The 23,680-nt window shown below is 38.0% G+C and carries 26 protein-coding genes; 9 read left to right on the top strand and 17 right to left on the bottom strand.

The features are described 5' to 3' along the window. Positions 1-15: 15 nt before the first annotated feature. The 6 genes from HMPREF9073_RS01315 to HMPREF9073_RS01290 form a co-directional block, all read right to left on the bottom strand. Positions 16-2,097: a pentapeptide repeat-containing protein gene (locus tag HMPREF9073_RS01315; RefSeq protein WP_009412173.1), complete on the bottom strand. Its 2,082-nt coding sequence runs from the start codon at positions 2,095-2,097 to the stop codon at positions 16-18. Positions 2,098-2,260: 163 nt separating this feature from the next. Next, positions 2,261-3,040 (bottom strand): hypothetical protein, encoded by a 780-nt coding sequence (locus tag HMPREF9073_RS01310; RefSeq protein WP_009412172.1) that lies wholly within the window; start codon positions 3,038-3,040, stop codon positions 2,261-2,263. Continuing rightward, positions 3,037-3,654: a hypothetical protein gene (locus HMPREF9073_RS01305; protein ID WP_034555067.1), complete on the bottom strand. Its 618-nt coding sequence runs from the start codon at positions 3,652-3,654 to the stop codon at positions 3,037-3,039. Before HMPREF9073_RS01305 ends, HMPREF9073_RS01310 begins: the two co-directional genes overlap by 4 nt. Before the next feature lie 4 nt (positions 3,655-3,658). Next, complete coding sequence (locus HMPREF9073_RS01300; RefSeq protein ID WP_009412170.1) at positions 3,659-4,342, bottom strand: hypothetical protein; 684 nt, start codon at positions 4,340-4,342, stop codon at positions 3,659-3,661. Between the two features lie 60 nt (positions 4,343-4,402). After that, a complete protein-coding gene (locus HMPREF9073_RS01295) occupies positions 4,403-5,650 on the bottom strand; it encodes an ABC transporter permease (protein ID WP_002681509.1) in 1,248 nt (415 codons plus the stop codon). Between the two features lie 15 nt (positions 5,651-5,665). Next, positions 5,666-6,811, bottom strand: a complete 1,146-nt coding sequence (locus HMPREF9073_RS01290; RefSeq protein ID WP_009412169.1) for a porin — start codon at positions 6,809-6,811, stop codon at positions 5,666-5,668. A gap of 146 nt (positions 6,812-6,957) precedes the next feature. On the opposite strand from HMPREF9073_RS01290, the gene purH reads away from it, so the two are divergent. The 5 genes from purH to HMPREF9073_RS01265 all read left to right on the top strand — a co-directional run bounded on the left by purH (position 6,958) and on the right by HMPREF9073_RS01265 (position 11,829). Continuing rightward, positions 6,958-8,490 carry a bifunctional phosphoribosylaminoimidazolecarboxamide formyltransferase/IMP cyclohydrolase gene (purH, locus tag HMPREF9073_RS01285; protein WP_009412168.1) on the top strand — a complete coding sequence of 511 codons (1,533 nt, stop codon included), beginning with the start codon at positions 6,958-6,960 and terminating at the stop codon, positions 8,488-8,490. Positions 8,491-8,512: 22 nt separating this feature from the next. Next, positions 8,513-9,250 carry an ABC transporter permease gene (locus HMPREF9073_RS01280; protein ID WP_009412167.1) on the top strand — a complete coding sequence of 246 codons (738 nt, stop codon included), beginning with the start codon at positions 8,513-8,515 and terminating at the stop codon, positions 9,248-9,250. A 1-nt stretch (position 9,251) separates the two neighbouring features. Continuing rightward, a complete protein-coding gene (locus HMPREF9073_RS01275; protein ID WP_009412166.1) occupies positions 9,252-10,472 on the top strand; it encodes an MFS transporter in 1,221 nt (406 codons plus the stop codon). A gap of 385 nt (positions 10,473-10,857) precedes the next feature. Beyond that, positions 10,858-11,025 (top strand): hypothetical protein, encoded by a 168-nt coding sequence (locus HMPREF9073_RS15625; protein ID WP_157453473.1) that lies wholly within the window; start codon positions 10,858-10,860, stop codon positions 11,023-11,025. A gap of 120 nt (positions 11,026-11,145) precedes the next feature. Then, positions 11,146-11,829: a hypothetical protein gene (locus tag HMPREF9073_RS01265; protein ID WP_157453472.1), complete on the top strand. Its 684-nt coding sequence runs from the start codon at positions 11,146-11,148 to the stop codon at positions 11,827-11,829. A 171-nt stretch (positions 11,830-12,000) separates the two neighbouring features. Here HMPREF9073_RS01265 and HMPREF9073_RS16135 read toward each other — a convergent pair whose 3' ends face one another. Together HMPREF9073_RS16135 and HMPREF9073_RS16130 are read right to left on the bottom strand one after the other, a co-directional pair. Further along, the gene (locus HMPREF9073_RS16135) at positions 12,001-12,264 is read right to left on the bottom strand and encodes a transposase (RefSeq protein WP_009412161.1); all 264 of its coding nucleotides are present in this window, start codon (positions 12,262-12,264) and stop codon (positions 12,001-12,003) included. A 32-nt stretch (positions 12,265-12,296) separates the two neighbouring features. Continuing rightward, positions 12,297-12,671: a transposase gene (locus HMPREF9073_RS16130; RefSeq protein WP_009412160.1), complete on the bottom strand. Its 375-nt coding sequence runs from the start codon at positions 12,669-12,671 to the stop codon at positions 12,297-12,299. A gap of 292 nt (positions 12,672-12,963) precedes the next feature. Between HMPREF9073_RS16130 and HMPREF9073_RS01255 the strand changes: the two genes are divergently transcribed. Next, positions 12,964-13,437, top strand: a complete 474-nt coding sequence (locus HMPREF9073_RS01255; protein WP_009412159.1) for a hypothetical protein — start codon at positions 12,964-12,966, stop codon at positions 13,435-13,437. A 35-nt stretch (positions 13,438-13,472) separates the two neighbouring features. Here HMPREF9073_RS01255 and HMPREF9073_RS01250 read toward each other — a convergent pair whose 3' ends face one another. The 4 genes from HMPREF9073_RS01250 to HMPREF9073_RS01235 all read right to left on the bottom strand — a co-directional run bounded on the left by HMPREF9073_RS01250 (position 13,473) and on the right by HMPREF9073_RS01235 (position 17,500). Then, positions 13,473-14,591: an ABC transporter permease gene (locus tag HMPREF9073_RS01250; RefSeq protein ID WP_009412158.1), complete on the bottom strand. Its 1,119-nt coding sequence runs from the start codon at positions 14,589-14,591 to the stop codon at positions 13,473-13,475. 7 nt (positions 14,592-14,598) lie between these two features. Continuing rightward, on the bottom strand, positions 14,599-15,705 hold the full coding sequence (locus HMPREF9073_RS01245) for an ABC transporter permease (RefSeq protein ID WP_009412157.1): 1,107 nt from the start codon (positions 15,703-15,705) through the stop codon (positions 14,599-14,601). 3 nt (positions 15,706-15,708) lie between these two features. Next, complete coding sequence (locus HMPREF9073_RS01240; RefSeq protein WP_009412156.1) at positions 15,709-16,524, bottom strand: ABC transporter ATP-binding protein; 816 nt, start codon at positions 16,522-16,524, stop codon at positions 15,709-15,711. Positions 16,525-16,594: 70 nt separating this feature from the next. Continuing rightward, on the bottom strand, positions 16,595-17,500 hold the full coding sequence (locus HMPREF9073_RS01235) for an ABC transporter ATP-binding protein (RefSeq protein WP_009412155.1): 906 nt from the start codon (positions 17,498-17,500) through the stop codon (positions 16,595-16,597). A 94-nt stretch (positions 17,501-17,594) separates the two neighbouring features. On the opposite strand from HMPREF9073_RS01235, the gene HMPREF9073_RS01230 reads away from it, so the two are divergent. Then, positions 17,595-17,924, top strand: coding sequence for a multidrug efflux SMR transporter (locus HMPREF9073_RS01230; protein WP_009410711.1), 330 nt, complete (start codon positions 17,595-17,597; stop codon positions 17,922-17,924). Positions 17,925-17,932: 8 nt separating this feature from the next. Here the strand turns inward: HMPREF9073_RS01230 and HMPREF9073_RS01225 are convergent, their stop codons facing one another. The 5 genes from HMPREF9073_RS01225 to HMPREF9073_RS01210 form a co-directional block, all read right to left on the bottom strand. Next, positions 17,933-18,334, bottom strand: a complete 402-nt coding sequence (locus HMPREF9073_RS01225; protein ID WP_009412154.1) for a hypothetical protein — start codon at positions 18,332-18,334, stop codon at positions 17,933-17,935. 45 nt (positions 18,335-18,379) lie between these two features. Then, on the bottom strand, positions 18,380-18,700 hold the full coding sequence (locus tag HMPREF9073_RS15380; RefSeq protein ID WP_157453471.1) for a hypothetical protein: 321 nt from the start codon (positions 18,698-18,700) through the stop codon (positions 18,380-18,382). Positions 18,701-18,711: 11 nt separating this feature from the next. Beyond that, positions 18,712-19,641, bottom strand: coding sequence for an HlyD family secretion protein (locus HMPREF9073_RS01220; protein ID WP_009412152.1), 930 nt, complete (start codon positions 19,639-19,641; stop codon positions 18,712-18,714). A gap of 129 nt (positions 19,642-19,770) precedes the next feature. Beyond that, entirely contained in the window at positions 19,771-21,084 is a 1,314-nt protein-coding gene (locus HMPREF9073_RS01215) for a TolC family protein (protein WP_009412151.1), read from the bottom strand. Between the two features lie 74 nt (positions 21,085-21,158). Further along, positions 21,159-21,788 (bottom strand): TetR/AcrR family transcriptional regulator, encoded by a 630-nt coding sequence (locus tag HMPREF9073_RS01210; RefSeq protein ID WP_009412150.1) that lies wholly within the window; start codon positions 21,786-21,788, stop codon positions 21,159-21,161. Between the two features lie 228 nt (positions 21,789-22,016). Here HMPREF9073_RS01210 and HMPREF9073_RS01200 point away from each other — a divergent pair, with 228 nt between their 5' ends. Both HMPREF9073_RS01200 and dapB read left to right on the top strand, forming a co-directional pair. Then, positions 22,017-22,793 (top strand): C40 family peptidase, encoded by a 777-nt coding sequence (locus HMPREF9073_RS01200; protein ID WP_009412148.1) that lies wholly within the window; start codon positions 22,017-22,019, stop codon positions 22,791-22,793. A 35-nt stretch (positions 22,794-22,828) separates the two neighbouring features. Next, the gene (gene dapB, locus HMPREF9073_RS01195; protein ID WP_009412147.1) at positions 22,829-23,533 is read left to right on the top strand and encodes a 4-hydroxy-tetrahydrodipicolinate reductase; all 705 of its coding nucleotides are present in this window, start codon (positions 22,829-22,831) and stop codon (positions 23,531-23,533) included. The last annotated feature ends 147 nt before the right edge of the window (positions 23,534-23,680 follow it).

Below are 23,680 nucleotides of genomic sequence, written 5' to 3'. Positions count from 1 at the left end.
AAGATAAAGAATAAGTTACGATTTACCAAATTTTCTAAAGGCTTGAATGGTTTGGTAATAGCCGTAACCTATAAATATACGACCTATGAAAAGGAAAAGGTATGATAAACCTGATAAGTTAAAAATACTATTTTCTTCTTTTTCAAAAGGTTTTAAATCAATAATGTTTAGTATTTTTATAAAGTCAGGGATAATATAGTCTTTGATGTGTGTATTTTCTTTATATAGAAAAGGACTTTTAAATAGAATAATAGCTAAAAGGAAAGAAAGTATAATTAATATCAAAATAGGTAAAAAACTGTCTATATCTTTATTAAGAAAAGAAAATGCACTAATAATAATTATTATGAAGGTGAATGAAATAATAATGTAAGTGTTATGTATGAATGGTAAACAACAAAGCATTAACAAATAAGTTATTATTCCTGTAGACGCTGTAAAAAGTATTCCTCTTAACCAATTTGTTCCAAAATTATTTGAAACTTTATTTGCCAATAATAATAATTTATCATTGTTACTCTTTGAAGAAACAGATTTAAGTTCTCTTTCATAGACTAACATTTCTCTTTTTGAAAACTCTAAGGCTTCTATTTTATTGTTTTGTTTATATGAATTGTCTTTTATAACGCGATAAGTCTCACGAAGTTGTTTATAAACAGAAGGGGCTTCGTCATGGGCTTCAAAGTCATTTTTATATTTTATATCATCAATATTCTTAAAAATATATAGAACTCCCTCTTCTTCTATTTTTATATCCCAAAGGTTGATATTAGTGTTAAAATTACTCCGAGATATATCTAAACCTCTTCTAAAAATTGTACTTTCAAATCGTATATAGGACACTCTTGTCTCTACTCTACAATGTAGAAATTGAACTTCTTCATCAAATTCTGTATTTGAAAAAATTGCCCTATCCAAAAAATCTGTAAAGTGAAACTGCTGCGCTTTATGAAAATGAGCACTATAAAAGTCTACTAATTTATTGAATGAAGTATTTTTAAACCGAACAGTATTATGAAATTTACAATGGTGAAAACGTACTTTTCTATGAAACTGAGCATTTCCAAAATTGATAGATTCTTTTTTATAGTCTTTTATATCAGTACAAAATTCTGTTCCTGAAAAATAAATAGTATCATAAAAAATAGCTTGAGAGAAGTCTATTTCTTTTTGAAATTTAGCATTTTCAAAAAGAAATTTAACTTCTGAATTATTCTCATTTAAATTGTCATCTTGCTTGACGCCAAATTTTGTGTTTGAGAAATTAGCTTTAACATCAAATATACTTCCTGAAAAATTAGCTTCTTGCTTAAATACACTTCCCGAAAAATTAGCTTCTTGCTTAAATATACTTTCTGAAAAACTAACTTCTTCAGAATCATCATTTTGTAAAGAGGTAAAAGTACAATTTAAAAACTTAGTTTCCCCATTAAATGATATTTCTCTAAAATTAGTATTCCCTCTAAATGTAGTATCTTCAAAATAAAGTTTTTCTATTTCAGAATTATGAAATTGAGTAAAAAAATTAAAGTTTATGTTTTTAAATTCAGCTTCATAGAACTTTGATTCTAAAAAACTTACAGGGCCATTAAATTCAACTCTATTAAAAGAAATATTTTTTACTTTAGAAGCATCAAATCTATTTCCTCCATTAAATTTTACATTTTCAAATTCTATAGTATCAAAAAAGCAACGACCAAAATCATTATATTTATTTCCTTGAAATTTGACTTCTTCAAATTTAGCTTTATAAACATTTGATTTAAGAAAACTGACAGAACCATTAAATTCAACTTTATTAAAAATAATTAATGGCCCTTTTTGCATTTTCCCAAATTTTTCTATTTCTTCCTCATTTTTAAAAATACAACTTGAAAAATCCACATCTTCTTGAAAGATACAATTTGAAAAATTAACCTCTTTATCAATAGTTTTTCCTATAATTTTAATCTCTTCTGTAAAAACTAAAGTTTCTTCCTTATAAACTTCTCGTAATTTATCAATAACATCAAACAAAGTCTCATCATTTGGCAAATTATATAACCAAATTTCTTTATCATTGCTTTTAGAGCGATTAATGTATTTTTCTAAATCCATAATGTTTTTATTTTCTCAATTAAGGTTTTCTACTGAAGGCGTCCGAAAAGTTCTATCTGTGAAGGCGTTTGCAAAACGCCCCTACACAACATAATTCAAAAACGACTGATTATCAAGGTAATCAACTTTGGCAAAGTGTGAAACTTTGCCAAAGTGTAGCGACTCATTTTCTCTTACCATAGCGCTTTTCATAGTAATCTCTAAATTCTTTTACTTGATCTTCAGTATAATGAAATAAACCATAACCTTCTTTTAGAGGGCGTTCTACTATGTAATAATAGGTATTTTTATCTAAATCTTTTACTAAATGAACTGAAATAAAAAAATCATTACTCCCTGTAATACATATTTCATAGTTCGTGAGTTTTAAGTATTGCGATGCGTAGTTATTAGCGCGTTGTTGCCAAGTCAGCGTAGAAGGCAGTGTTATATTTCCAAAACTATTATAGTTTTTGTTAAGGATTATCTTAAAGTAATCGGCTAATACTTTTGCATAAGTAACTTTTTGTAAATCTTTTGAATGGTCGCCTGTAGTTTTGAGAAGATAGATTTCACTTTCTGATTTTTTATACACATAATAAGTGTTAGTCTTATTCTTTTTTACCTCCCCTTCATCACGACAATAACCCCAATGTTCTACTTTTTGAATGTGGAAACTAATATATTCCTCACTGATTTTTTTATAAGTACCATAAGAGGTGGTAAAACAATCATTTCCACACGGGGCTGAATACCACGATTTAAAATTTCCATCGGTTGATAACTGTAGGTGATTACCATAACTCCAATCGGGATTTTCGGGTTTTGTAAGGATATAAAAATCTTCCTTATTAACATTATCTCCTAATATGTTGTTAATCTCCCATTTAGCACCTATAAGGTCTTGGGCAGAAACCATTCCTATACAGAGAAAATTGAGTATTATAAAAAGTGTTTTCATCATTGTTTTCTCTTCTTTGTTTTACAATTAATTTCAAATACTCCCCAAATGCCTTTGAGTCCGTATTTTTTTATAGCTTTAGCACCTTCTGAATAGTAGGCTTTGAATTTGCCTTTATCATATTTTTCCAATAGATTTTTTATTTCCTCATTATCTTCACTGAGTAACTTGCCATTCAGATAGAACAAGCTCCATATTCGGGGATAGTCGTTGCCAAATACTGCTTTGATAGCACTCTCGGAATAATAAGGTCGGTCTTCCCCCGTTAGTCGCAATTCATCTTTGGAGACAACTTCAATAGGGTGATCGAGAAAGAGCGCTACAAGTTCGTTGTTATGTAGCTTTATCCCTACTACTTTATCAGGTTGAGATTTATTGTCGTTGTTAAGCAAGCGTATTTTCTTCCCTTCTTTTACATAAGGAAAACAATAAGTTCGATTGAATATTAATGGTTCTACAATACATAAGGTATCTTGCTTTAACACAAGTTGGTGAGGGCTATTGATCACTTTCCTTTGCTCTTTTTTGTCTCTAATAACATAAGTGTAATAAGTCTCTCCCTTAGATTGCGAAAAAGTGTAAAATGGCAAAAAGAATAGCAAAAATAGATATTTCATTGTATTATTGTTGTTTTTTCTGTTCTTTAGCACTTTGTTTTAAGTCTTTTTCAGTAAAGTAATAAACTGTTACTTTATCTTTATAATATTCCTCTCGCAGGTAGTAATAGATATTGGTTTTCAAGTCTTTCACAAGGTAAAGAGTACTAAAATCATTTGGGTATCCTTTGAGAATTTCGTAAGAAATAAGGTGAAAAAGTTTGCGCACAAGTTTGCCAATACGCTCATCCTTAGGTACATCACTTTTCAGTTGGAAAGAAGGATTGGGTGATTTACCATTTCGGCTATATATTTTCATAAAGCGTGCTAAAGCCTCTGCATTTTTAGCCTTTTGTTTATCGGTAATGAGGTTTCCAGTACTTTTGATAAAATAAAATTCATCATTAGATACTTTATGAATGTAGTAACTGCCAATAGCTACCTTCAGATAGTTTTCCCCCACCATTTGGTATTGACCATCATAATGATCTTTATCTATCATACAAGGTGGAAAAAAAGTACCATCAGGGCGAAATAGAATTGTATTATCAGCTACACAAGGATTTTTCTGGCGTGGTTTTTTTAGAAAATAAACATCCGTTACATCGGGGAATTCTCCTAAGAAATTATCAATATCCCAATCCTTGCCTATAAACTCTTGAGCTGAAAGACAAGTGATAGAAAATAAAGCGATTAAGAGTGTTTTCATTTTTAGATTTTTTAGTAATCAAAATTTGTAATACAAAATGCTCATCGTTCCACGATTGTACTATGACCCTGTGCGAATGGCTTCTACAGGATTGAGTCGCGCTGCTGAGGAAGCAGGAATGATGCCCGAAAGCAAGCCTACTACAAACGAGATACTCAAACCTATGGCTACATTTTTAAACGATAGTATAAAAGTAAAACCTTCTTCACTGCTTGGGATTACAAAGGTGAGCAACCATACGAAGAGCAACCCAAAAAGTCCGCCGATAATCGCCAAAAGCACTGCTTCAAACAAAAACTGAAATAAAATAAACTGATTTTTAGCACCTAATGACTTTTGTACCCCGATGAGGTTGGTGCGTTCTTTCACACTCACAAACATAATGTTGGCAATCCCAAAGCCCCCTACCAAGATAGAAAAGCCCCCAATAATCCAACCTACTACATTCATCATTCCAATGGTTTCGTCTATCATATCAGTAAACGACGAGATTTTGTTGAGGAAAAAATTGTCTATATCCTCAGGTTTGAGTCCGCGATAAGTACGGAATTTCTGGCGCAATACAGCTTCATATTCTGCCATATCCACTCCTTTTTTAGGTTTGAGTACAACCCCACTGGGCATCCCTTGCGGACCTGTATTCATAAAACTTCGGACGAAATTAGCTGTTACATAGGCATTATTATCAGGACCTCCCCCTAATTCTCCGTATTTTTTTAGTACCCCAATAACCGTGAGTCGCCTGCCAAACACGCGTATTTCTTTATCGAGAGGATCTTCTTCTCCAAAGAGTTGTTCGGCAGCTTCATAGCCTAATATCGTTACTGCTGTTCCTGCGTTAGCTTCCGCATCGTTGTAAAAACGCCCTTTGCCCATACGAATGTCGCTAATCTGTTCCACCCCCGCTGAGGTAGCCTGCACGGACATTGAGGGAATAGTTTTACCGCCATACTTCACCGCCGAATTGAGACCAAATAACTCGTACACCACCGCTTCGGTATTAGGCAATTCACGTTTGAGAAATTCGTATTCCTGATAGGTGACTTGCGGAAAGCTCAGGCGTTGCCACTGAGGCACAGAAGAAGGCGCAAAAGAATATTTGGAAAGGTTGATCATATTCTTATCCAAACCCGAAAGACTCTCCTGAATACTCCTATTCAATGAATCAACCGCTGCTAACACCGAGATAATAGAAAAGATGCCCACCGTTACACCTAATAGCGATAGGAAAGTGCGGAGCTTGTTGTCGCGCAGTGACTTGATAGCAAAGTTAAAACTCTCTTTTAATAGTTGTAGATAAATGAACATATTGTATTTTTTACATTAATTTCTAAACGTCTTGTTTTTCAATAACGGCAGACTGTAATAAGCCCCCACCGAAACGCTGTGATATTGTGTTTTTTCTGTAGAAATTTCAGAAGGATAGCGAATTGTATTCCCTGCATAAGCTACATAAAAATGTAAATTTTGGGTAGGGATAGGAGCGTATAAAGCTGCTAATGAATAAATATAGTTATAACGCAAATCGCCTTGTGGTGTTTTACCACTTGCTACGCTCTCAGCCCCTGCTTTTAAAGCCATACTCCAGCAATCGGTAAAAAGGTATTCATACCGCCCTACGATACCTTTATAGGTGATATCTTCACGCATCAGGTAGTTACCAGCAGTCAATCCTTCGTAATCGCTGATAATTTTAGAACCCAACAGCGGATAATCAGCCCCCATTTTAGCATACATAAGGTCTAAATAGGCGTTGTGTTTATCACTTTTATACTGATGTCCCAAAGCGATGGAATGACTGTAATATTTGTTGGCAAATTGCGAAATATTGTAAGAATAATGAGTATTGAGCTTACCCTTAGCAAATTTGCCTTGCCAATACGCATAAGCTCCTATAGGTGTTTTAGACGCTGAAAACGAAGCAGTGCTAAAACTATTGTTTTGCAGATGCTTTTCAAAAGTATTATTCAGTGTATTATGCAATTGCAATCCTATGTTTTGAGTATCGGTAAGTGACACTGCTAACCTCATTCCTGCTATAAAAGGACTAACAACATACCCAAGATGATCGGCATATACAAACTCATATAAAGGATGTATGTCTAACTCATAAGAACCTACCATTGCATACAGTTTTCCTAAACTTACTTCCCAACGTTTAGAAGCTCCAAAACGATAACTCAAAAAAGCAAAATCTAATGCCAAAGTTCCATTATCTAAAGAAGTAGCAGTAAAAGGCTTGTTCAATCGAAACCTAATGTGATACGAAAGCGACTCGTTGTAATTGCCATAAAAATGCAAGCGCGCTTCGTCTAACTGAAAATGAGATGATGGTGCTCCATTATACCACTCTCTTAAGAAACCACCTCTAAAATAGAAGTCTAAATTATTGTGAGACACGATACTATCTTGCGATTTAGCCTGTAGTGAAAAACACAGAACAACACAAAATAAAACTGCTTTCTTCATAGGATATAGGATTGATTTAAGAATTTGCCAATTTGCTAATCTGCTAATTAACAAATTAGCTCATTAACAAATTTTAATCTCTTTTGTTTGCTTCGTATTAGTAAAAAGTAGTATTTTTGTAGCCAAAAATAAAACTTTTTTTTCAAATGAGCACTGCAAAACAAGCAAAATCTGCTTTAATATCTGTTTTTGACAAGACAGGATTAGAACCTATCATTCACAGAATGAAAACTTTAGGTATTACTATCTACTCTACTGGAGGTACTGAAGATTTTATCAAAAAACTTGGTGTAGAAGTGATTCCAGTGGAAAGTATTACCGATTATCCCTCCATTTTTGGAGGACGTGTGAAAACGCTCCATCCTAAAATTTTTGGAGGCATCCTCAACCGTCAGGACAATGTGCAGGATACTGAAGAAATGAAACAATATGCTATTCCTCAAATTGACATAGTGATTGTGGATTTATATCCTTTTGAAAAAACAGTGGCAAGCGGTGCTAATGAACAAGAAATTATTGAAAAAATTGATATAGGTGGTATTTCGCTCATCCGCGCTGCTGCTAAAAACTATAAAGATGTGCTTTGTGTAGCCTCAGTTGATGAATACAGTGACCTTTTGCAGATTTTAGACGAACAACACGGCAGCACTACTTTAGAACAGCGCCGCCACTTTGCTGCTAAAGCCTTCCGCGTATCGTCTCACTACGATACTGCTATCTTCAACTACTTCAACCAAACCGAAGAAATTCCTACTTTGGCTATCAACGAGTGTGACGGACAAGTATTGCGCTATGGCGAAAATCCTCACCAAAAAGGAGAATTTTACGGTAATTTCGATGCCCTTTTTGATAAATTACACGGCAAAGAACTCTCATACAACAACTTGTTAGATGTAGATGCTGCTATAAATCTAATGGCTGAATTTGTAGGCGATGATCCTACTTTTGCTATACTAAAACACAACAATGCTTGTGGCGTAGCAACGCGCAAAACGATACACGAAGCCTATAAAGATGCGCTCGCAGGTGACCCCGTTTCAGCTTTTGGAGGTATTCTTATTTCTAATACAAAAATCGATTCGGCTACTGCCGAAACTATTCACTCACTGTTTTTTGAGGTAATCATTGCACCTTCTTATAGTGATGAAGCTCTAAAAATACTCGAACAGAAGAAAAACCGTATTATTTTAGTACAGAAGAAAGCCAAAATGCCTACAACAAGTGTGCGTTCGTGTCTCAATGGCTATTTGGTGCAGGAAAAAGACCTCAAAACTGATAGCATAGCTGATGTACAATACGTAACTGCTGTAAAGCCTTCAACGGAAGTGCTCGACGACCTTTTCTTCGCTTCTAAAATATGTAAAAACACCAAATCGAATACTATTGTATTAGCTAAAAACAAACAGCTCATCGCCAGTGGTACAGGACAAACCAGCCGCGTTGATGCACTCAAACAAGCTATCGAAAAGGCTAAAGAATTCAAATTTGATCTCAACAATGCCGTAATGGCAAGTGATGCCTTCTTCCCCTTCCCCGATTGCGTGGAAATTGCTCACAACGAAGGAATTCGCTCAGTAATACAACCTGGTGGCTCTATTAAAGATCAAGCCAGTATCGACTATTGTGATGCCCACCAAATGGGAATGGTATTCACAGGAATACGACACTTTAAACACTAATTAAACGCTATTTAAACAACGTATGAAACACATTGCAGCCGTAGGAGGCTATTTTATAATGCTTTATGATGTCTTTCGCAAACGCACCCGCTGGTCGATTACTAAAGACCTCATATTGCGTGAGATAGACGACCTCATCTTTGGATCTATAGGTATCGTAGCTTTTATCTCTTTCTTCGTGGGAGGGGTAGTAGCTGTACAAACCGCTTTGAATATCGACAACCCTTTTATCCCTAAATACCTCATAGGTTTCGCTACTCGTCAATCTATTGTATTGGAGTTTGCTCCTACCTTTACAGCAGTAATTTTAGCAGGGAAAATTGGTTCGTTTATCACTTCCAGCATAGGTACAATGCGCGTAACCGAACAGATTGACGCCCTTGATATTATGGGGGTAAACTCGGTGAATTATTTGATATTCCCCAAAATAGTAGCCCTAATGTTAATGCCTTTCCTCATCGCCTTAGGTATGTACTTAGGGGTATTAGGAGGTTGGGCTTCTGCGGTGATGAGTGGCTATACCACCTCTGCCGAATTTGTACAAGGAGTGCAATACGACTTCAAACCTTATAGTATGGTGTATGCCTTCACTAAAACCGTAGTTTTTGCATTTTTCTTAGCTACTATTCCGTCCTATCACGGTTATTATATGAAGGGAGGCGCTTTAGATGTTGGAAAAGCCAGTACGGTTTCATTTGTATGGACGAGTATAGTGATTATCCTTGCTAACTCAGTGCTTACACAATTGTTCTACGCTTAAAATGTATCAAGAAAACAAACCGCAATATCGCATTTTACTACTGATAGCTTTAGCACACGGACTCAATGACCTCATACAAGGGGTCATTCCGTCTATTTACCCCACCCTACAAAGCAAATATGCTCTCACTATGACACAAGTAGGGGTAATTACACTCTGTTACCAACTTTCAGCCTCTATATTACAACCCTTAGTAGGCAACTACACCGATAAACACCCCAAACCTTACTCACAAGTATTAGGAATGGCGTTTACCACTATAGGAATTATAAGTTTATCATTAGCGAGTAGTTATGCAGCTATACTGTGCTCGGTAGTGTTTATAGGGGTAGGTTCATCGGTATTTCACCCCGAAGCATCCCGAGTAGCCTTTTTAGCCTCAGGTGGCAGGCGCTCATTTGCTCAAGCTATCTTTCAATTAGGAGGGAATTTTGGCACAGCCTTAGCCCCTCTGTTGGTGATATTGTTGTTATTGAGCAAAAAAGTAATCGACGGGAGAGTTGTAGAAGAGAGTCATCAAGGTAATTTGATATGGTTTGCGAGCTTCTCTATTTTTGCAATGTTCATTTTGCTTCTCATAGGCAAATGGCGCAGCATCTTGCTTAAACTACTCAAAAAGAAGGTAAAAAAACCAGTAGTTTTGCCCAATCTCACCCGTGCGAAAATACGCAACTCTATGATTATATTGATGTTGCTAGTATTCTCCAAAAACTTCTATACAGCAGCTATCAACAATTACTTTCAGTTTTACACCATTAAAAAGTTCGGATTTAGCAATGCCGAGGCACAAGTATACCTATTTTATTTTTTGGGAGCAGTAGCAGCAGGTTCACTTATTGGAGGATTTTTGGGTGACAAAGTAGGAAGAAAATTTATCATTTGGTTTTCAATCTTAGGAGCAGCCCCATTTGCGCTTTGGTTGCCTTATGCCGATGCTACCACTACGGCAATACTCATCGTACTGATAGGCTTCATCATCTCATCGGCTTTTGCTTCTATCTTAGTCTATTCACAAGAATTATTACCCCAGAAAATAGGAATGATTTCAGGATTTTTCTACGGTTTTGCCTTTGGTATGGGCGGCTTAGCTTCAGCTGTATTAGGCAAATTGATAGACATAACCGACATCGATTTTGTTTATAAACTCTGCTCATTCCTACCCCTAATGGGACTTATTGCTTATTTCTTACCAAACTTATCAAAAAAAGAAGTTAGAAAATAAATAACTTTTGATAAAAATAAAAAAAGAATAATTAGAGTTTATGAAAAAGAAGCCAAGTATCTCAGTAGGAATTGTTATAAGTTTGATTCTCTTGCTTATCAATTTCTGTTACTCCATTATAAAACATCCTTCCGATTGGAAATATATTGATTTTAGTAATTTGCATATCCATATGATATACTTCTACAAAAATTGTATTATAATTCCTTTTCTTATAGCTTTATTGTTCTTTGCCTTTTATAGTTTTTTCTACAAATGGGCAAAGAAAGGGCTTTGGATTACAATTATGTTACTTGTAATAACTGTAATAGGGTTTTGGTTATATATTCGTATAAGTCTGGAAACAACCTATAGATTATAGAAACTATATTATATGTATAAAAATATGGAAACAAGAAAATTGTTGACGCTTTTATGTGCAAATCTCTTTATATTTTTTGGGTATTCCCAAGTAAATAAAAACAAATTAATAGATAATTCCCTAAAAGGAATTATCAAATCTGTAGAATATCAGTATTTCCTTCCTGATGAAAAAGGAGAATTAGACGAGTGAGGGGTAGTAGATTTTGAAGAATGTTCTTCTATTATCACTATAGAACCTGCAATATCTTGTTCTTTTGATAGGGCTGGAAATATTATAGAATCTCAGGTCTTTAGCAAAAACTACGAGATGATGCTTTATTTACAATATACTTATGACAAAAATGGAAATGTCATAAATGAACATCGAGAATTAGAAAACAATAATATATCTCGAAATAGTAAAAAAGAATATGATAAGGATAACAATATTCTAAAAGAGACAGTTCTAAACATCAATAAATATAAAAAGGTGAAAGATAAGGAGGAACTAGTCTATACCTATGATAAAAATAAGTTGTGTTTGAGAAAAGATATTTTTATTAATGGTAAGAAAGAATCTTATATCACCTACCAATATGATGATAAGAAAAACTTGACACTTCAGCAGGTTTTCTACAAGAATAAATTGAAAAATGAGTATTCGTTTACGTATTATTCTCAGCAAGAAATGAAATCTTCAAAGTATGATGAAACTTATAACTATTGGACAGAAGGCAAAAAGGGAAATTTGAAAGGTGTGAAACAAGAGATTCAAAAGAAATATAATGAGAAAGGGATATTAAGGGAACATTATATTAAAAAGATAGATATCAATGGTTATTTGTTAGAAAAAGCGAGTATTGGTGATAATAATGAAGCTGAAGAGAAATACGTATATACTTATGATAGTAAATACAATCTAATAAAGAAAGAATTTTACAAAGGGACTGCAGTAGACCGTTGGGAAACTTATTCTTATAATGAAAAAGGTTTGAAAACACAAGAAATTAATTAATTCAACTTGCTAGTTATTGATTATTTTAAATAACTGTAATCCAAAAATATACATTGTAACTTTTATTAAAAAACCTTTTAAAGTAACAGAATGTATTGTTCTAGGAAACATCTTTTTAATATCGCTTATAGCTACTTCTACACGCTTTCTCATCTCTAACTTCTGTCTACTTTATTTTTCTGAGTCAGGTCTTTTGCTATTCTTTTTTCGTTGTGTTTTTAACTCAACACATTTATTTTCAAGTAGATAATCTTCCATTTGATAATCTGTATAAGCACTATCCCCATAAAGTCTTGCCTCTGGTGGAAAAATCTCTGTGATCTTATCTAAGGCTTTCACATCTGCCGTTTTTCCTACGGTAAAATGAAATGCAATAGGTATGCCTTCTCCTGTTGTAACTAACTGAACTTTAATCCCATAAAAATAAGACCGCATACTTGCTGTATAGCCTCTATATTGTTTGCCTTTTACAATTTTACATCATTAATACGAATGTTTTGACAAATAGGGACAGGAAACGAATCTATGATATAGTTCATTTCACAAGTAATCTCTTTATAAAAAGAGGCTACTAAATGAAATAATTCATAAAGTATATTTCCCAGATTATGCAAACGTCTATTAAACCTACTTTCTTCTAACATATTAGGGAACAAATTGTATTGTTTAACAAATTTGATAGCTGAACGATGGTTCCCATAGAAACTGGTAGCAGCTATAAATGCTGTTGTAATAATCTCGCTATCAGATACTTTTCTGCGAATATCTTCAGAATGATTAATTTCTTTTAAAATATCATCGATGATACAAAAAATTGATGTAATTTTGTCTTTGCAAAGCATTGGAGTTGTTTTTATTTTTTTGCAATTACAAATATACAAATCTTTTGCTTTGCTTTTTTATTTTTTGAACTTTTCAACTAGCAAGTTGAATTAATTATCTAAAAGACGGAAAAATTGATTTCTATGAGGATAAAACTTACAAATATGATGAGAAAGGAAATCCCATTGAAGAAAAAGCAGTTGATAAAGAAGGGGAAGTGCTCTACTTATACAAGATAAATTACACCTACTATAAATAATGATTATCACATAACCCCATCTATAGTATTTTAGTTAAAATTGATATATTCAGATGTTACAAAATCGTATTAAGCAAAAGCGAATAGAACTCGCTCAAAAAGCAAAAATAATTTCTTATAAAGCTAATCCTTACTGTGAAGTATTAGGATTGGTAAATACCGAAACGCTAATATCTTTTTATGATTTTGTACGAGAGGCTATACGATATGAGAACAATACCCCCTATAATGATAGGTTGTCGTTGAATGAAGAACTAACTTCAGTTAAAAAGAAAGAATGGATGCTCTCTAAAATACAATCTATTACTACAATAGGCGATGTAATTATACTTCCATTCCACGATTTTGGTATAAGATTACGCTTAACAGAAGTGTCTTCATTTTTCCTTAACGAGATAACGCAATGTGAAACTGAATTTGTAGGTTGGGATATAGGTTATAGCAACGAAACTAAAGGGTGTTATCAGTATTTTTCAGATGAAGAATATTACCTATTTGAATATGAAAGGTATACTCATCATTTGTAATTCGTAATTCGTCATTTGTAATTCGTTATTCGTAATTAACTCGTTTTCTTATAGTTCCAAATTGCCCAGCTGTTTAGCAGTATTGCAAAGCCTACTAAATACAAGAACTCAGTACTGAGTTGTGCAAAACTACTGCCTTTGAGTACAATAAGTCGCATTGCATTGACAAAATGGGTTACCGGAATGGCATTACTCACCTGCCTACTCCACGCAGGCATACTATCTACGCTGGTGAGGAAACCGCTCATCAGTAGGAATATCATTATAAAGAAATAGGCGATGAACATAGCTTGCAACTGCGAATTAGCATAAGTGGAGACGAGCAGTCCGAAGCCGAGAATCGCGATGAGATACATTATAGCAAAGGCATACAAGGTGAGCAAACTGCCTGCGGGGAAGATACCATAGACTACATACATCACCACAAGCCCCAAAGTGAAGAGGATTAACCCTACTACCAAAAAGGGTATGAGCTTGCCTAATATAAACTGCCACTTCTTAATAGGCGTTACATTAATCTGCTCGATAGTGCCTATTTCCTTTTCTTTAACTACATTGAGAGCTGAAAGAAAGCCCCCGATAATGGTGAGTAATATAGCTAAAATGCCTGGAACAATATAGCGCGTGTATTGCATATAGGGGTTGTACCAATGGGTACTCTCCACCCCGATTTTGGCTACATTACCTATGCGCTGAGGTGTTTTTACATTTACATCGAGCTGGGTGTTGAAGTCGCGTATCACTGAAAGCAAATAGGCTCCCCCTAAGGACGACTTACTCCCGTTAATGGCATCGATAGAGACACCGAGAGGTTGCTTTCCTTCGCGTACGAGGTTGCGCTCAAAACCTTCGGGGACTTCTAAAACTACATCAGCTTTGCCGTCTTCTATCAGGGCGATACCTTCCTTATAGGAGAAAGGAGCCTTTACGAGCTTAAAGTACCCTGACGCAGTAATCTTCTGTATCAGTTGGTGAGAATAGGTACTTTGGTCGTGGTTGATATACACAAGGTTGATGTTCTTCACATCGAAATTGGCAAGTAAGGGCAATATAATCAGTTGGAAGCTAGGTGCCACAAACATCATTGCCAAGATCGTCTTATCTCGGAATATCTGCTTAAATTCTTTTTGTAGTATAAAGCTTAACACTTTCATTTCTTCTTTATTGTAATCTAATCTTAAACTTCTTCATTGCAAGGCTTAAGAAAATTACCGCCATTGCTATTAATATCAGCGTTTCTTTCCATACGTAAGTGAAATCCAACCCTTTGAGCATTACTTTCTTCACGATACTGTAGTAATAACTTGAGGGGAAGACTTTGGATATTCCTTGAAAAATAAGGGGCATATTCTCTATGGGGAACATAAAGCCGGTAAAGAAAGCCGTAGGGAGCATCATTCCCATCATAGCGATGAGCATAGCTGTTTGTTGTGAAGCAGTAACGGTGGATATGAGTAGCCCCAACGACAAACAGATGATGATAAACAAAGTGCTTTCGGCGTACAGCAACAGCAGATTGCCACGTATCGGGACATCGAGCATATAGACCGATAGCAGGAGTATCACGGTGAAGTTGATGAGCGAGAGAATAAGGTAAGGCACGGCTTTGGCAATGAGTATCATTATAGGTTTGAAAGGCGATACCAAAAGGATTTCCATAGTGCCTAACTCTTTTTCGCGCACCACCGCTACCGAGGTGAGGGCAGTGCTCACTATCATAAAGACGAGCGCAATCACCCCAGGAACGAAGTTCATAGAGCCATTTTGCTCCTCGTTGTACAGCATTCGGTTTTCTAAGGTTATCTGGTAGGGTAGTTGTACAGCAGGGTTCAGCTCTTGCTGATAGCTCGCTACCATAGCCGAAAGGTAGTTCTGCACTGTTTTAGCCGTATTGGGGTCGCTCCCATCGGTGATGAGTTGTAGCGAGGTGCCACTGGAGGTGTAGAGGTCTTTTCCGAAATCGGGAGAGAAGATGAGCGCGGCTTTTATAGTACCACGCTTGAATTGGTCTTCTACTTGGTCGTAACGGAACAGAGGCTCTTTCAGCTTAAAATACGGACTTGCCTGCAATCGGTGTGTGATTTCTTGGCTATAGGTATTGTTAGCCTCATCTAATACAGCGATACCAATATTCTTGACCTCGCTGCTGAGGGCTTGACCAAAAAGGATAATCTGCGCTATGGGGATACCGAAGAGTATCAGTAGCGTGCGGCGGTCACGGAATACGTGATAGAATTCCTTGCGTATAAAGGCGATGAGCTGTTTCATTGTTTAGTCTGCTGAACGTTTTGCTTTACGGGCGAGCTGGTAGAACACTTCGTCCATAGAGTGGGTGTGATATTGGTTTTTAAGGTTGGTGGGCGTATCCATTGCTTCCACTTTGCCGTCAACCATTATGCTGATGCGGTGGCAGTATTCGGCTTCGTCCATATAGTGGGTGGTAACGAATACGGTGATGCCCTGCGCTGAGGCTTCGTATATCATATCCCAGAACTGACGGCGCGTTATCGGGTCTACACCACCAGTAGGCTCATCAAGGAAGACAATTTCGGGATGGTGAAAGATAGCTACCGAGAAAGCGAGTTTCTGCTTCCAGCCCAGCGGTAGCGAACCTACGAGTTTGTTGGCTTCTGCCTCCAAGCCGAGCTTGGCGATAAGCTGGGTACTGCGGGTTTTGATTTCCTTGCGACTCAAGCCATAGACGCCTCCGTAAAAGGTGATGTTTTCCTGCACGGTGAGGTTATCATACAACGAAAACTTCTGACTCATATAACCGATGTGCTTTTTAATCTGCTCTTGCTCTCGATAGACATCAAAGCCTGCCACGGTAGCCTCGCCTGAGGTGGGGTAAGAGAGTCCGCAGAAGATGCGTATAGCGGTGGTTTTCCCCGCACCATTGGCACCGAGGAAGCCGAAGATTTCGCCTTTTTCAACAGTAAGGGAAATGTTGTTTACGGCTTTGAAATCGCCGAATTGCTTTGTGAGGTTGTTACATTCTATGGCCGTCCTCACCCCCGTTCCCCCTCTCCTTGGGAGAGGGGGCAAGCCGTTATAGGGAGTGGAAGTGGTGTTAAGGTTCTTTTTCATTGGTATTTCTTTTTTGAATTAGGCTCTGTCAAAGTCTTAAATTTTGAGAAAGTGCCGTACGTATTAGGGGTTAGGTTTCTTCCATTAGGCGGATGAAACTGTTCTCGATGGTGGGGGTAATGGCTTTCCATTCGAGGTGGGGGAAGGTGGTTTTCAGCTGTTGCTCGAATATGGGAATGTTGGTGTTTTCCTTGAGAGTAATGTGTAGGTACTCGCCAAAGGGGTAACAGCTATCAATGTCGGGGTGCTCTCGCAAATGCTTCAGCAGTGCGTACAGGTTGGGATCCTTGACAGCATAGAGTGCGGTGGGGTACTGGGCTATGATTTGCTCGGGGGTGCTGGTGGAAAGCACCTTGCCTGATTGTATTAAGGCTATGCGGTCGCACAGACTGGCTTCGTCCATATAAGGGGTGGAAACGAGTATGCTGATACCTTGCTCCTTCAGTTTCTTCAGCATCTCCCAGAACTCTTTGCGTGAAACCACATCTACCCCCGTGGTGGGCTCGTCTAACAAAAGGACTTTGGGCTTGTGAATGAGGGCGCAACAAAGGGCTAACTTCTGCTTCATTCCCCCTGAGAGCTTGCCTGCGCGACGGTTGCTGAACGGCTTTATCTGCTCGTAAATGTCCTTAATAAGGTCGTAATTCTCGGCGATAGTCGTACCAAAGACGGTTGCAAAGAAAGTGAGGTTCTCCTCGACAGTGAGATCTTGGTAGAGAGAGAAGCGCCCAGGCATATAGCCGACGTGCTTTCGGATTTCCTTATAATCTTTTACAATATCCCAGCCCTCTATGGTAGCCGTGCCCTCATCAGGCAGGAGGAGGGTGGTGAGCATACGGAAGACGGTGGTTTTGCCTGCTCCATCGGGACCGATGAGCCCGAAAAGCTCGCCTTTTTTGACTTCTAAGGAAAGGTGTTGCACGGCGTGGACTGTGCCATAGGACTTGGTGAGGTTATGTATAGTGATGCTTGTCATTTTATTAATTAGGTGTGAGCCACATAGGCTGTTCCTTGTTTTCTATTGTTAAAAAAGGTTGTACTTTTGCCACGAATTTAGATATTATACTTATATGCATTACCTATACCTCACTTTAGCGATTGTTTTAGAGGTCTTAGCCACTGCTCTTTTAGGTAAATCGGAAGGGTTTACCAAATGGTTGTTTGCGGTAGGCTCACTATTGTCTTATGGTGTTTGTTTTTATTTTTTATCCTTAGCTCTCAAGAATATTCCGTTGGGGGTAGCCTACGCTATCTGGTCGGGGGTAGGGATTGTACTGACAGCTATCGTGAGTATTCTTGTTTTTAAGAACAAAATAGACTTGCCTTTTGTATTGGGTTCCCTGCTTATCATCGCTGGGGTGGTGGTAATTAACCTTTTTTCAAAGGCAAATGGACACTGATTTTCTTTTTATTTTTCCTCTTTTTTTCTTGCTCCTAACCACAATAGGAATATAAGTAGCCACATTATAACACTTTCAGGAAGTATTTTGGTAAGGTTACCTCCATCACTTATTAGAGTACTAAATGCAATACTTGCCCAACGTACTGCTAACAAAGCGATTACAAACTGAGCAATATACTTGCCTGCATTGTCGTTTTTGCGCAGCGCTATAAGCACTAAAGCAATACCCATTACCACATTTTCGGTGGCTATGATATGCCAAAGATAATTGAATGTTACCTTGCTTTCGGCATCGATGTTGGTGTTTGACAAGGCAGGGAAAAGGGTTGTGAAGCCGTTCATCTCGTGAGTAACGGCAGAGAGTAAGCAAAGTACTCCCACTACAAGGTAGAAATAATTACGTATCATATTTTTTTTATAATTGTTACTAATTCAATTTATGTGTTATTAATCTTAGAGGAAGAGGCGGGCGAGAAGGCTCAGGAGCACCAGTGCTAAGGTGATGAGCGATAGGGTGAAACTGGTTGTGCGCTTGTGTTGCCTCTTTCTAAGGCTGTGTTGGTACATAAAATTAAGGTTGATTTCGGCTATTATTAGATAGATGAAAAATAGCGGGAATATGATATAGGTTATGATGAAAACGGCTTTGGATAGGATTATTCCAAGGGCTGAGAGGTAATAATCGGGGTATAGTGAGCACATTGCTACTATAATAAGTGCGAGTATGGCTGTGCATAAAAACGCGATACTTAGGTATAAAAGACGTTTTTTCATTTTTCAATTTACTATTTGAACAGCACTTCACCGTACATTCCTATCTTTAAAAAGCCGTCGTTTTTAACCTTTACTTTGATAGCATAGACGAGGTTGGCGCGTTCAGATTTGGTTTGAATCGTTTTGGGGGTGAACTCGCTCTTTTGGGATATCCAGATAATTTCACCTTGATAGGTGCGGTATTCACCTTTTCCAGCATCGGTGCGCACGGTAACTTGCTGTCCTAATTTGATTTGGGATAGTTGGTCACCGGTGATGTAGGCTTTTAGGGTTAGTACGTCGGTATTAGCGATTTTATAGAGAGGTTTTCCAAAGGTCTGCATTTCTCCTTTTAGGGCGTAGTTAGTAAGCACAGTGCCCGCAATGGGGTTGATAATATCACCCTGATTGATTTGTTCTTGAACGGCTTCGGCATTCTTTTGCAAAGGAGCTTCTTGGCTGAGTACGTTGCGGTTCTGGGTGTTGATATTGGTCAGGCTCACTTTGAGTTGGTTTTCGGTTACGGCTATCTGCTTGCGAAGCTGGTCGATGAGGGCGGAGAGGTCGTCCAATTGCTTTTGTGTGGCAGCCCCACCACGTACTAAGTTCTGTGTACGCGTAAGCTCACGTTCCTGTTGGGCGAGTTGTGCGCGCTGTACTTCGAGTTGGCTACGAATGAGCGCCACCTGGTCGGCAGGGTTTAGGGTCTTCTCTTTGAGGGAGGCAATAGTAGCCTCGACCTGCTCTTTTTGGAGCTTGAGGACTTCGACATTTATTTGCCCCACCTTTTGACCTTCGGTAAGAGTTTTGCCTTCCTCTACATCGTAGTCGATGAGTTGCCCTGTTTGCTGGGCAGAAACAATGACTTCGTCGGCTTCGAAATTGCCAGAAGCGTCGAATTTGTTCTTATTATTGCAAGCTATTAAAGCTATCAATGTGGTAATAAGTGCTATCTTTTTCATTTTAGTTCCTCACCCCCGTTCCCCCTCTCCTTGGGAGAGGGGGCAAGCCGGAAAGGCGATAGGGGTATTTTTTTTTATTGGGTTATTATTCAGTAAAAGGTATTCTTGTTCTGTTTATTGTTAGCCTCACTATAACTCCCCTCCTTGGGAGGGGTTGGGGGAGGATTGTCCTGTAATTAGTTTTTGATTCTCTTGAGCTTGTAAGAGTTGCATTTTGTGAAGCGATAGCGTTTGTTGTGCCAGATGCCAAGCATTGACTTTCTGCAGGTATTCGTGGGTGGTGATGACACCGTTGTCTAACTGTACTTCGGCTGCTTTGGCGACGGACTGGCGGAGGGTTACCGATGTTTCGTCTTGTTCTATCAGCTTTTGTAGCTTTTTGAGTTGCTCAGACTGCTGGGTAAGTTCAAGTTTTGTGTTGAGCAAGAAGGCTTGACGATCGGTTGCGATACTTTCGCGATTCAGGCGCAAGATGTGTCTCTTACTCGACAGGTTGTATAGTGGACTTAAATTCCACTGCAAACGAAGCCCTGTGATGTAGTAGAAATCCGCTTGGTTGTTGAGTATATTGAGCGTGGGACGCCCATAACCGCCTTGGAAAAACGCACTGAGCTTGGGCATATATTCACTGTTGAGCTGTTTTTCTTGGGCTTTGAGCAACGATTCCTGTAGCTGAAACCCTTTGAGCTCAGGGCGAAAAATATCGGTACTTACGCTTTGAGACTGCGATTGAGGCGCAGGCTGTACAAGGTTAGAAGTACTGGTGAGCTCTTTTCCTATAAAGGTGGACAGCATTTGCAAGTAGGTAGCTTGAGAGGCTTGATACTCGGTGGTTTGCATTGTCACGCGGAGGATTTCGGCTTTCAGCTCATCTACATTGCTGGGGAGGGTCGTGCCGTTTTTTAGGGCTACTTCCGCTTTGCGGAGTTGCGACTCAAGCGTTTCGATATTGAGGCGGTTTTGCGATAACTGGGCATCGATGAGGAGCACCCCAAAATATAGGTTGCTCACACGCTGTTTCAGGGTGTATAACTGCGTTTCAACAGCTTGCGCTTGTACGGCACTTTGGGCTTTGGCGACTGCCTTCTGACTGCGAATCGCACCACCCCCATAGAGCAGTTGGCTTACCTCGCCCACGACCTTGTATTGCTCCTTGTCGATCGTAGGCAAAGAAACATTGGGCGGTAACGGGAGTACCCCCGCCACAGACTTGGAGAGGTCGGTTACTTCCGACTGGTAAGTGGCTTGCCCTAAGATAGAGACCTGCGGGAGGTAGGCGCGGTTGGCATTGGCAAGGGTATAGCCTTCGGTTTTGGCTACTAAATCGAGCTTTTTAACGGTAGGATAATTCTCTCGCACCAAGCGATAACAATCCTCCAAGGTAATCGTTTCTTGTGCGATACCTATGATGGGGAAGAGTAAAAGTAATGCTATAAATCTCATATATAGATGTTGTTTACGTTATATAGTATGTTTAACCATTTGGTTAGGGTATGAATAAAAAATATATCTCCTCTTTATTCAGCTCTATTTGGGAGGAACAATATCGCTTTAATCCATTGTGGGATAAGGGTTTTACGCTGGAGCATTAGGGCTTTATACTGTTCCTCGGGTAGGTTGGTAATTGCGCTTAGCATAGGTTTAGCAACAAAGGGGAATATCACCAACCCAATGACGTTGAGAATAGCGTGCATTAAGTTAGGCTCGCTGATTTCACCACGGGCTACAGCTTCAGCGTATTGACGGGTGAACACTGAGTTAGTAAGTGCCTCGCTTATAGGGCTTTGCTCTACAAAGAATTGTGGGTTAGGACGCACCTCATTGAGTATAAAGGTCGGCAGGTCAGGTTCTTCCAAGAGCAAATCGATATAATTAGCCACTACGCGCTCTATTTTCTCCTCTAAAGAGGTACTTTCCTCATTGAGGATAACACCTACACCTCTAAAGAATTGCCCCATTGTTTCCATCATTACAATCTCAAAGAGCTTTTCTTTACTGCGGAAATAATAGTTGAGCATTGCGTGATTGATACCCGCTTCCTCGGCAATATCACGGGTGCGAGTACCTGCATAGCCCTTCTGGTGAAAGACTTTGCGGGCAGCAGCTTTGATGCGATCTTCAGTGGATGTGTCTTTAGTGTTACTCATTGTTGTTTGATTTCGGGGGCAAAATTATATTAAACATTTGTATTAACCAAATGGTTGATGTTAAATTTTTGTTAATTGTGTATTTATTGAATGAGGCAATAGGTTTGATAAGAGGAGTGAGATTTTTTATAAAAAGAGTTGTTGCAGGGAAGGTAGGAGAGGGTGAGGTGTAAGTTTTGTTCATTGTTATTTGTTAATTGCTAATTAATTTGTACTTTTGCGCGCGTGATGAGTATGAAAATATTAGAAACCCCTTATGGAATATGCCATTTGAGCGTTGTTCCAGTACGCTTAGAGCCCCTTGAAGGAGCCGAGATGATTACGCAATTACTATTTGGTGAATTGCTGCAAGTGATTGATAAAGAAGAACATTGGAGCTATGTGCGCTTGTTATTCGACAATGTAGAAGGCTGGGTAGACAACAGTCAGTTTACAGAAATTTCGGATAAGGACTACAAAAAATGCCTTAAAAAGAAAGAGAAATACGCACATCGATGGCTTACTAAACTCCGTTTGAAAACAGGAGATGATCTCTTTTTGCATATACCCAAAGGGGCGACTTTCTCTCATAATCATCTTTTACACACTTCTCAATCTACCCAAAGAACTCCTCATCAAGGGGTAGTTTCCACCGCTTTAGAATATCTCAATGTACCTTTTTTGGCAGGAGGAAAAACTCCTTTTGGCATAGATGCTTCTGGTTTGGTACAAATGGTGTTTAAACTCAACAATATACATCTCCCTCGCACTGCTGAGAAACAAGCAAAATACGGTGAACTCATTAGTTTTATAGAAGAATGTGAGGCAGGCGATTTGGCTTTTTTTGATGATGAAGAAGGAAATATCATCCACGTAGGAATTCTGTTAGGTGATAATAAAATTATTCATTCTTTTGGGAAAGTGCGAATTGATCGTTTGGATCATATAGGAATATTCAATAATGAACTTAGAAACTATACACATCAGTTGCGACTTTTAAAAAGAGTTGTATTTGATAAGAAATAAGAAAATAAAACATTGACTATTAATTTATTAATTATATGAAAATTGCTTTATTAGGATATGGTAAAATGGGTAAGACCATTGAACAAATAGCTGTTGCGCGTGGTCACGAGATTGTTTTAAAAATAGATAATGCCGAAACACCTTACGACATTACTATAGCCGATGTAGCTATAGAGTTCAGCACGCCCAATAGTGCTTTTGCAAATATCAGCAATAGTTTGACACATAAAGTGCCTGTGGTAGCAGGTACTACAGGGTGGTTATCCCAATATAACGAGGCGGTGGCATTGTGTAAATCACAACAAACCGCTTTTTTGTATGCATCTAATTTCAGTATAGGGGTGAATGTATTTTTTGCTCTCAACAAAACTTTAGCTAAACTAATGTCAGGACTTAAGGAGTATGAGGTAGCTATTGAGGAAATCCATCATACCCAAAAACTCGATGCTCCTAGTGGTACGGCAATTACTTTGGCTGAAGGTATCATAGCAGAGACAGATAAAACTGGCTGGCATTTAGATACCGCTACGGAAAACGAAATCCCCATTGTTGCCAAACGCATTGATAATACCCCTGGTACTCACATCATCACTTATAGCAGTGAGGTGGATACTATAGAAATTAAACATACTGCTCACAATCGCAATGGTTTTGCTCTTGGTGCTGTGATGGCAGCGGAGTGGATTGTAGGAAAACAAGGAGTCTTCACGATGAGTGATGTACTTGGATTTAGCAATTGAAAATGATGATTATAGAATATAGTAATCAGTATTTTTATATAGTTCAAGCAACAACATTACATAACTAAAATGCAAGAAACTTATTTTCTTTAAGAAAAAGGCATTATCTTTGCAAACTCATAACTCATAATTTTTTAACTCATAACT

The sequence above is a fragment of the Capnocytophaga sp. oral taxon 326 str. F0382 genome (assembly GCF_000318295.1).
GTDB classification, from domain to species: domain Bacteria; phylum Bacteroidota; class Bacteroidia; order Flavobacteriales; family Flavobacteriaceae; genus Capnocytophaga; species Capnocytophaga periodontitidis.
The sequence above is the reverse complement of the archived record's forward strand: the minus strand, read 5'-3'. Positions and strand labels throughout refer to the sequence as shown.

Bases quoted from the DNA above. Each gene is read 5' to 3' on its own strand.
- HMPREF9073_RS01315 (WP_009412173.1), bottom strand. From the start codon at position 2,097: ATGGATTTAGAAAAATACATTAATCGCTCTAAAAGCAATGATAAAGAA.
- HMPREF9073_RS01310 (WP_009412172.1), bottom strand. From the start codon at position 3,040: ATGATGAAAACACTTTTTATAATACTCAATTTTCTCTGTATAGGAATG.
- HMPREF9073_RS01305 (WP_034555067.1), bottom strand. From the start codon at position 3,654: ATGAAATATCTATTTTTGCTATTCTTTTTGCCATTTTACACTTTTTCG.
- HMPREF9073_RS01300 (WP_009412170.1), bottom strand. From the start codon at position 4,342: ATGAAAACACTCTTAATCGCTTTATTTTCTATCACTTGTCTTTCAGCT.
- HMPREF9073_RS01295 (WP_002681509.1), bottom strand. From the start codon at position 5,650: ATGTTCATTTATCTACAACTATTAAAAGAGAGTTTTAACTTTGCTATC.
- HMPREF9073_RS01290 (WP_009412169.1), bottom strand. From the start codon at position 6,811: ATGAAGAAAGCAGTTTTATTTTGTGTTGTTCTGTGTTTTTCACTACAG.
- purH (WP_009412168.1), top strand. From the start codon at position 6,958: ATGAGCACTGCAAAACAAGCAAAATCTGCTTTAATATCTGTTTTTGAC.
- HMPREF9073_RS01280 (WP_009412167.1), top strand. From the start codon at position 8,513: ATGAAACACATTGCAGCCGTAGGAGGCTATTTTATAATGCTTTATGAT.
- HMPREF9073_RS01275 (WP_009412166.1), top strand. From the start codon at position 9,252: ATGTATCAAGAAAACAAACCGCAATATCGCATTTTACTACTGATAGCT.
- HMPREF9073_RS15625 (WP_157453473.1), top strand. From the start codon at position 10,858: ATGGAAACAAGAAAATTGTTGACGCTTTTATGTGCAAATCTCTTTATA.
- HMPREF9073_RS01265 (WP_157453472.1), top strand. From the start codon at position 11,146: ATGCTTTATTTACAATATACTTATGACAAAAATGGAAATGTCATAAAT.
- HMPREF9073_RS16135 (WP_009412161.1), bottom strand. From the start codon at position 12,264: ATGCGGTCTTATTTTTATGGGATTAAAGTTCAGTTAGTTACAACAGGA.
- HMPREF9073_RS16130 (WP_009412160.1), bottom strand. From the start codon at position 12,671: ATGCTTTGCAAAGACAAAATTACATCAATTTTTTGTATCATCGATGAT.
- HMPREF9073_RS01255 (WP_009412159.1), top strand. From the start codon at position 12,964: ATGTTACAAAATCGTATTAAGCAAAAGCGAATAGAACTCGCTCAAAAA.
- HMPREF9073_RS01250 (WP_009412158.1), bottom strand. From the start codon at position 14,591: ATGAAAGTGTTAAGCTTTATACTACAAAAAGAATTTAAGCAGATATTC.
- HMPREF9073_RS01245 (WP_009412157.1), bottom strand. From the start codon at position 15,705: ATGAAACAGCTCATCGCCTTTATACGCAAGGAATTCTATCACGTATTC.
- HMPREF9073_RS01240 (WP_009412156.1), bottom strand. From the start codon at position 16,524: ATGAAAAAGAACCTTAACACCACTTCCACTCCCTATAACGGCTTGCCC.
- HMPREF9073_RS01235 (WP_009412155.1), bottom strand. From the start codon at position 17,500: ATGACAAGCATCACTATACATAACCTCACCAAGTCCTATGGCACAGTC.
- HMPREF9073_RS01230 (WP_009410711.1), top strand. From the start codon at position 17,595: ATGCATTACCTATACCTCACTTTAGCGATTGTTTTAGAGGTCTTAGCC.
- HMPREF9073_RS01225 (WP_009412154.1), bottom strand. From the start codon at position 18,334: ATGATACGTAATTATTTCTACCTTGTAGTGGGAGTACTTTGCTTACTC.
- HMPREF9073_RS15380 (WP_157453471.1), bottom strand. From the start codon at position 18,700: ATGAAAAAACGTCTTTTATACCTAAGTATCGCGTTTTTATGCACAGCC.
- HMPREF9073_RS01220 (WP_009412152.1), bottom strand. From the start codon at position 19,641: ATGAAAAAGATAGCACTTATTACCACATTGATAGCTTTAATAGCTTGC.
- HMPREF9073_RS01215 (WP_009412151.1), bottom strand. From the start codon at position 21,084: ATGAGATTTATAGCATTACTTTTACTCTTCCCCATCATAGGTATCGCA.
- HMPREF9073_RS01210 (WP_009412150.1), bottom strand. From the start codon at position 21,788: ATGAGTAACACTAAAGACACATCCACTGAAGATCGCATCAAAGCTGCT.
- HMPREF9073_RS01200 (WP_009412148.1), top strand. From the start codon at position 22,017: ATGAGTATGAAAATATTAGAAACCCCTTATGGAATATGCCATTTGAGC.
- dapB (WP_009412147.1), top strand. From the start codon at position 22,829: ATGAAAATTGCTTTATTAGGATATGGTAAAATGGGTAAGACCATTGAA.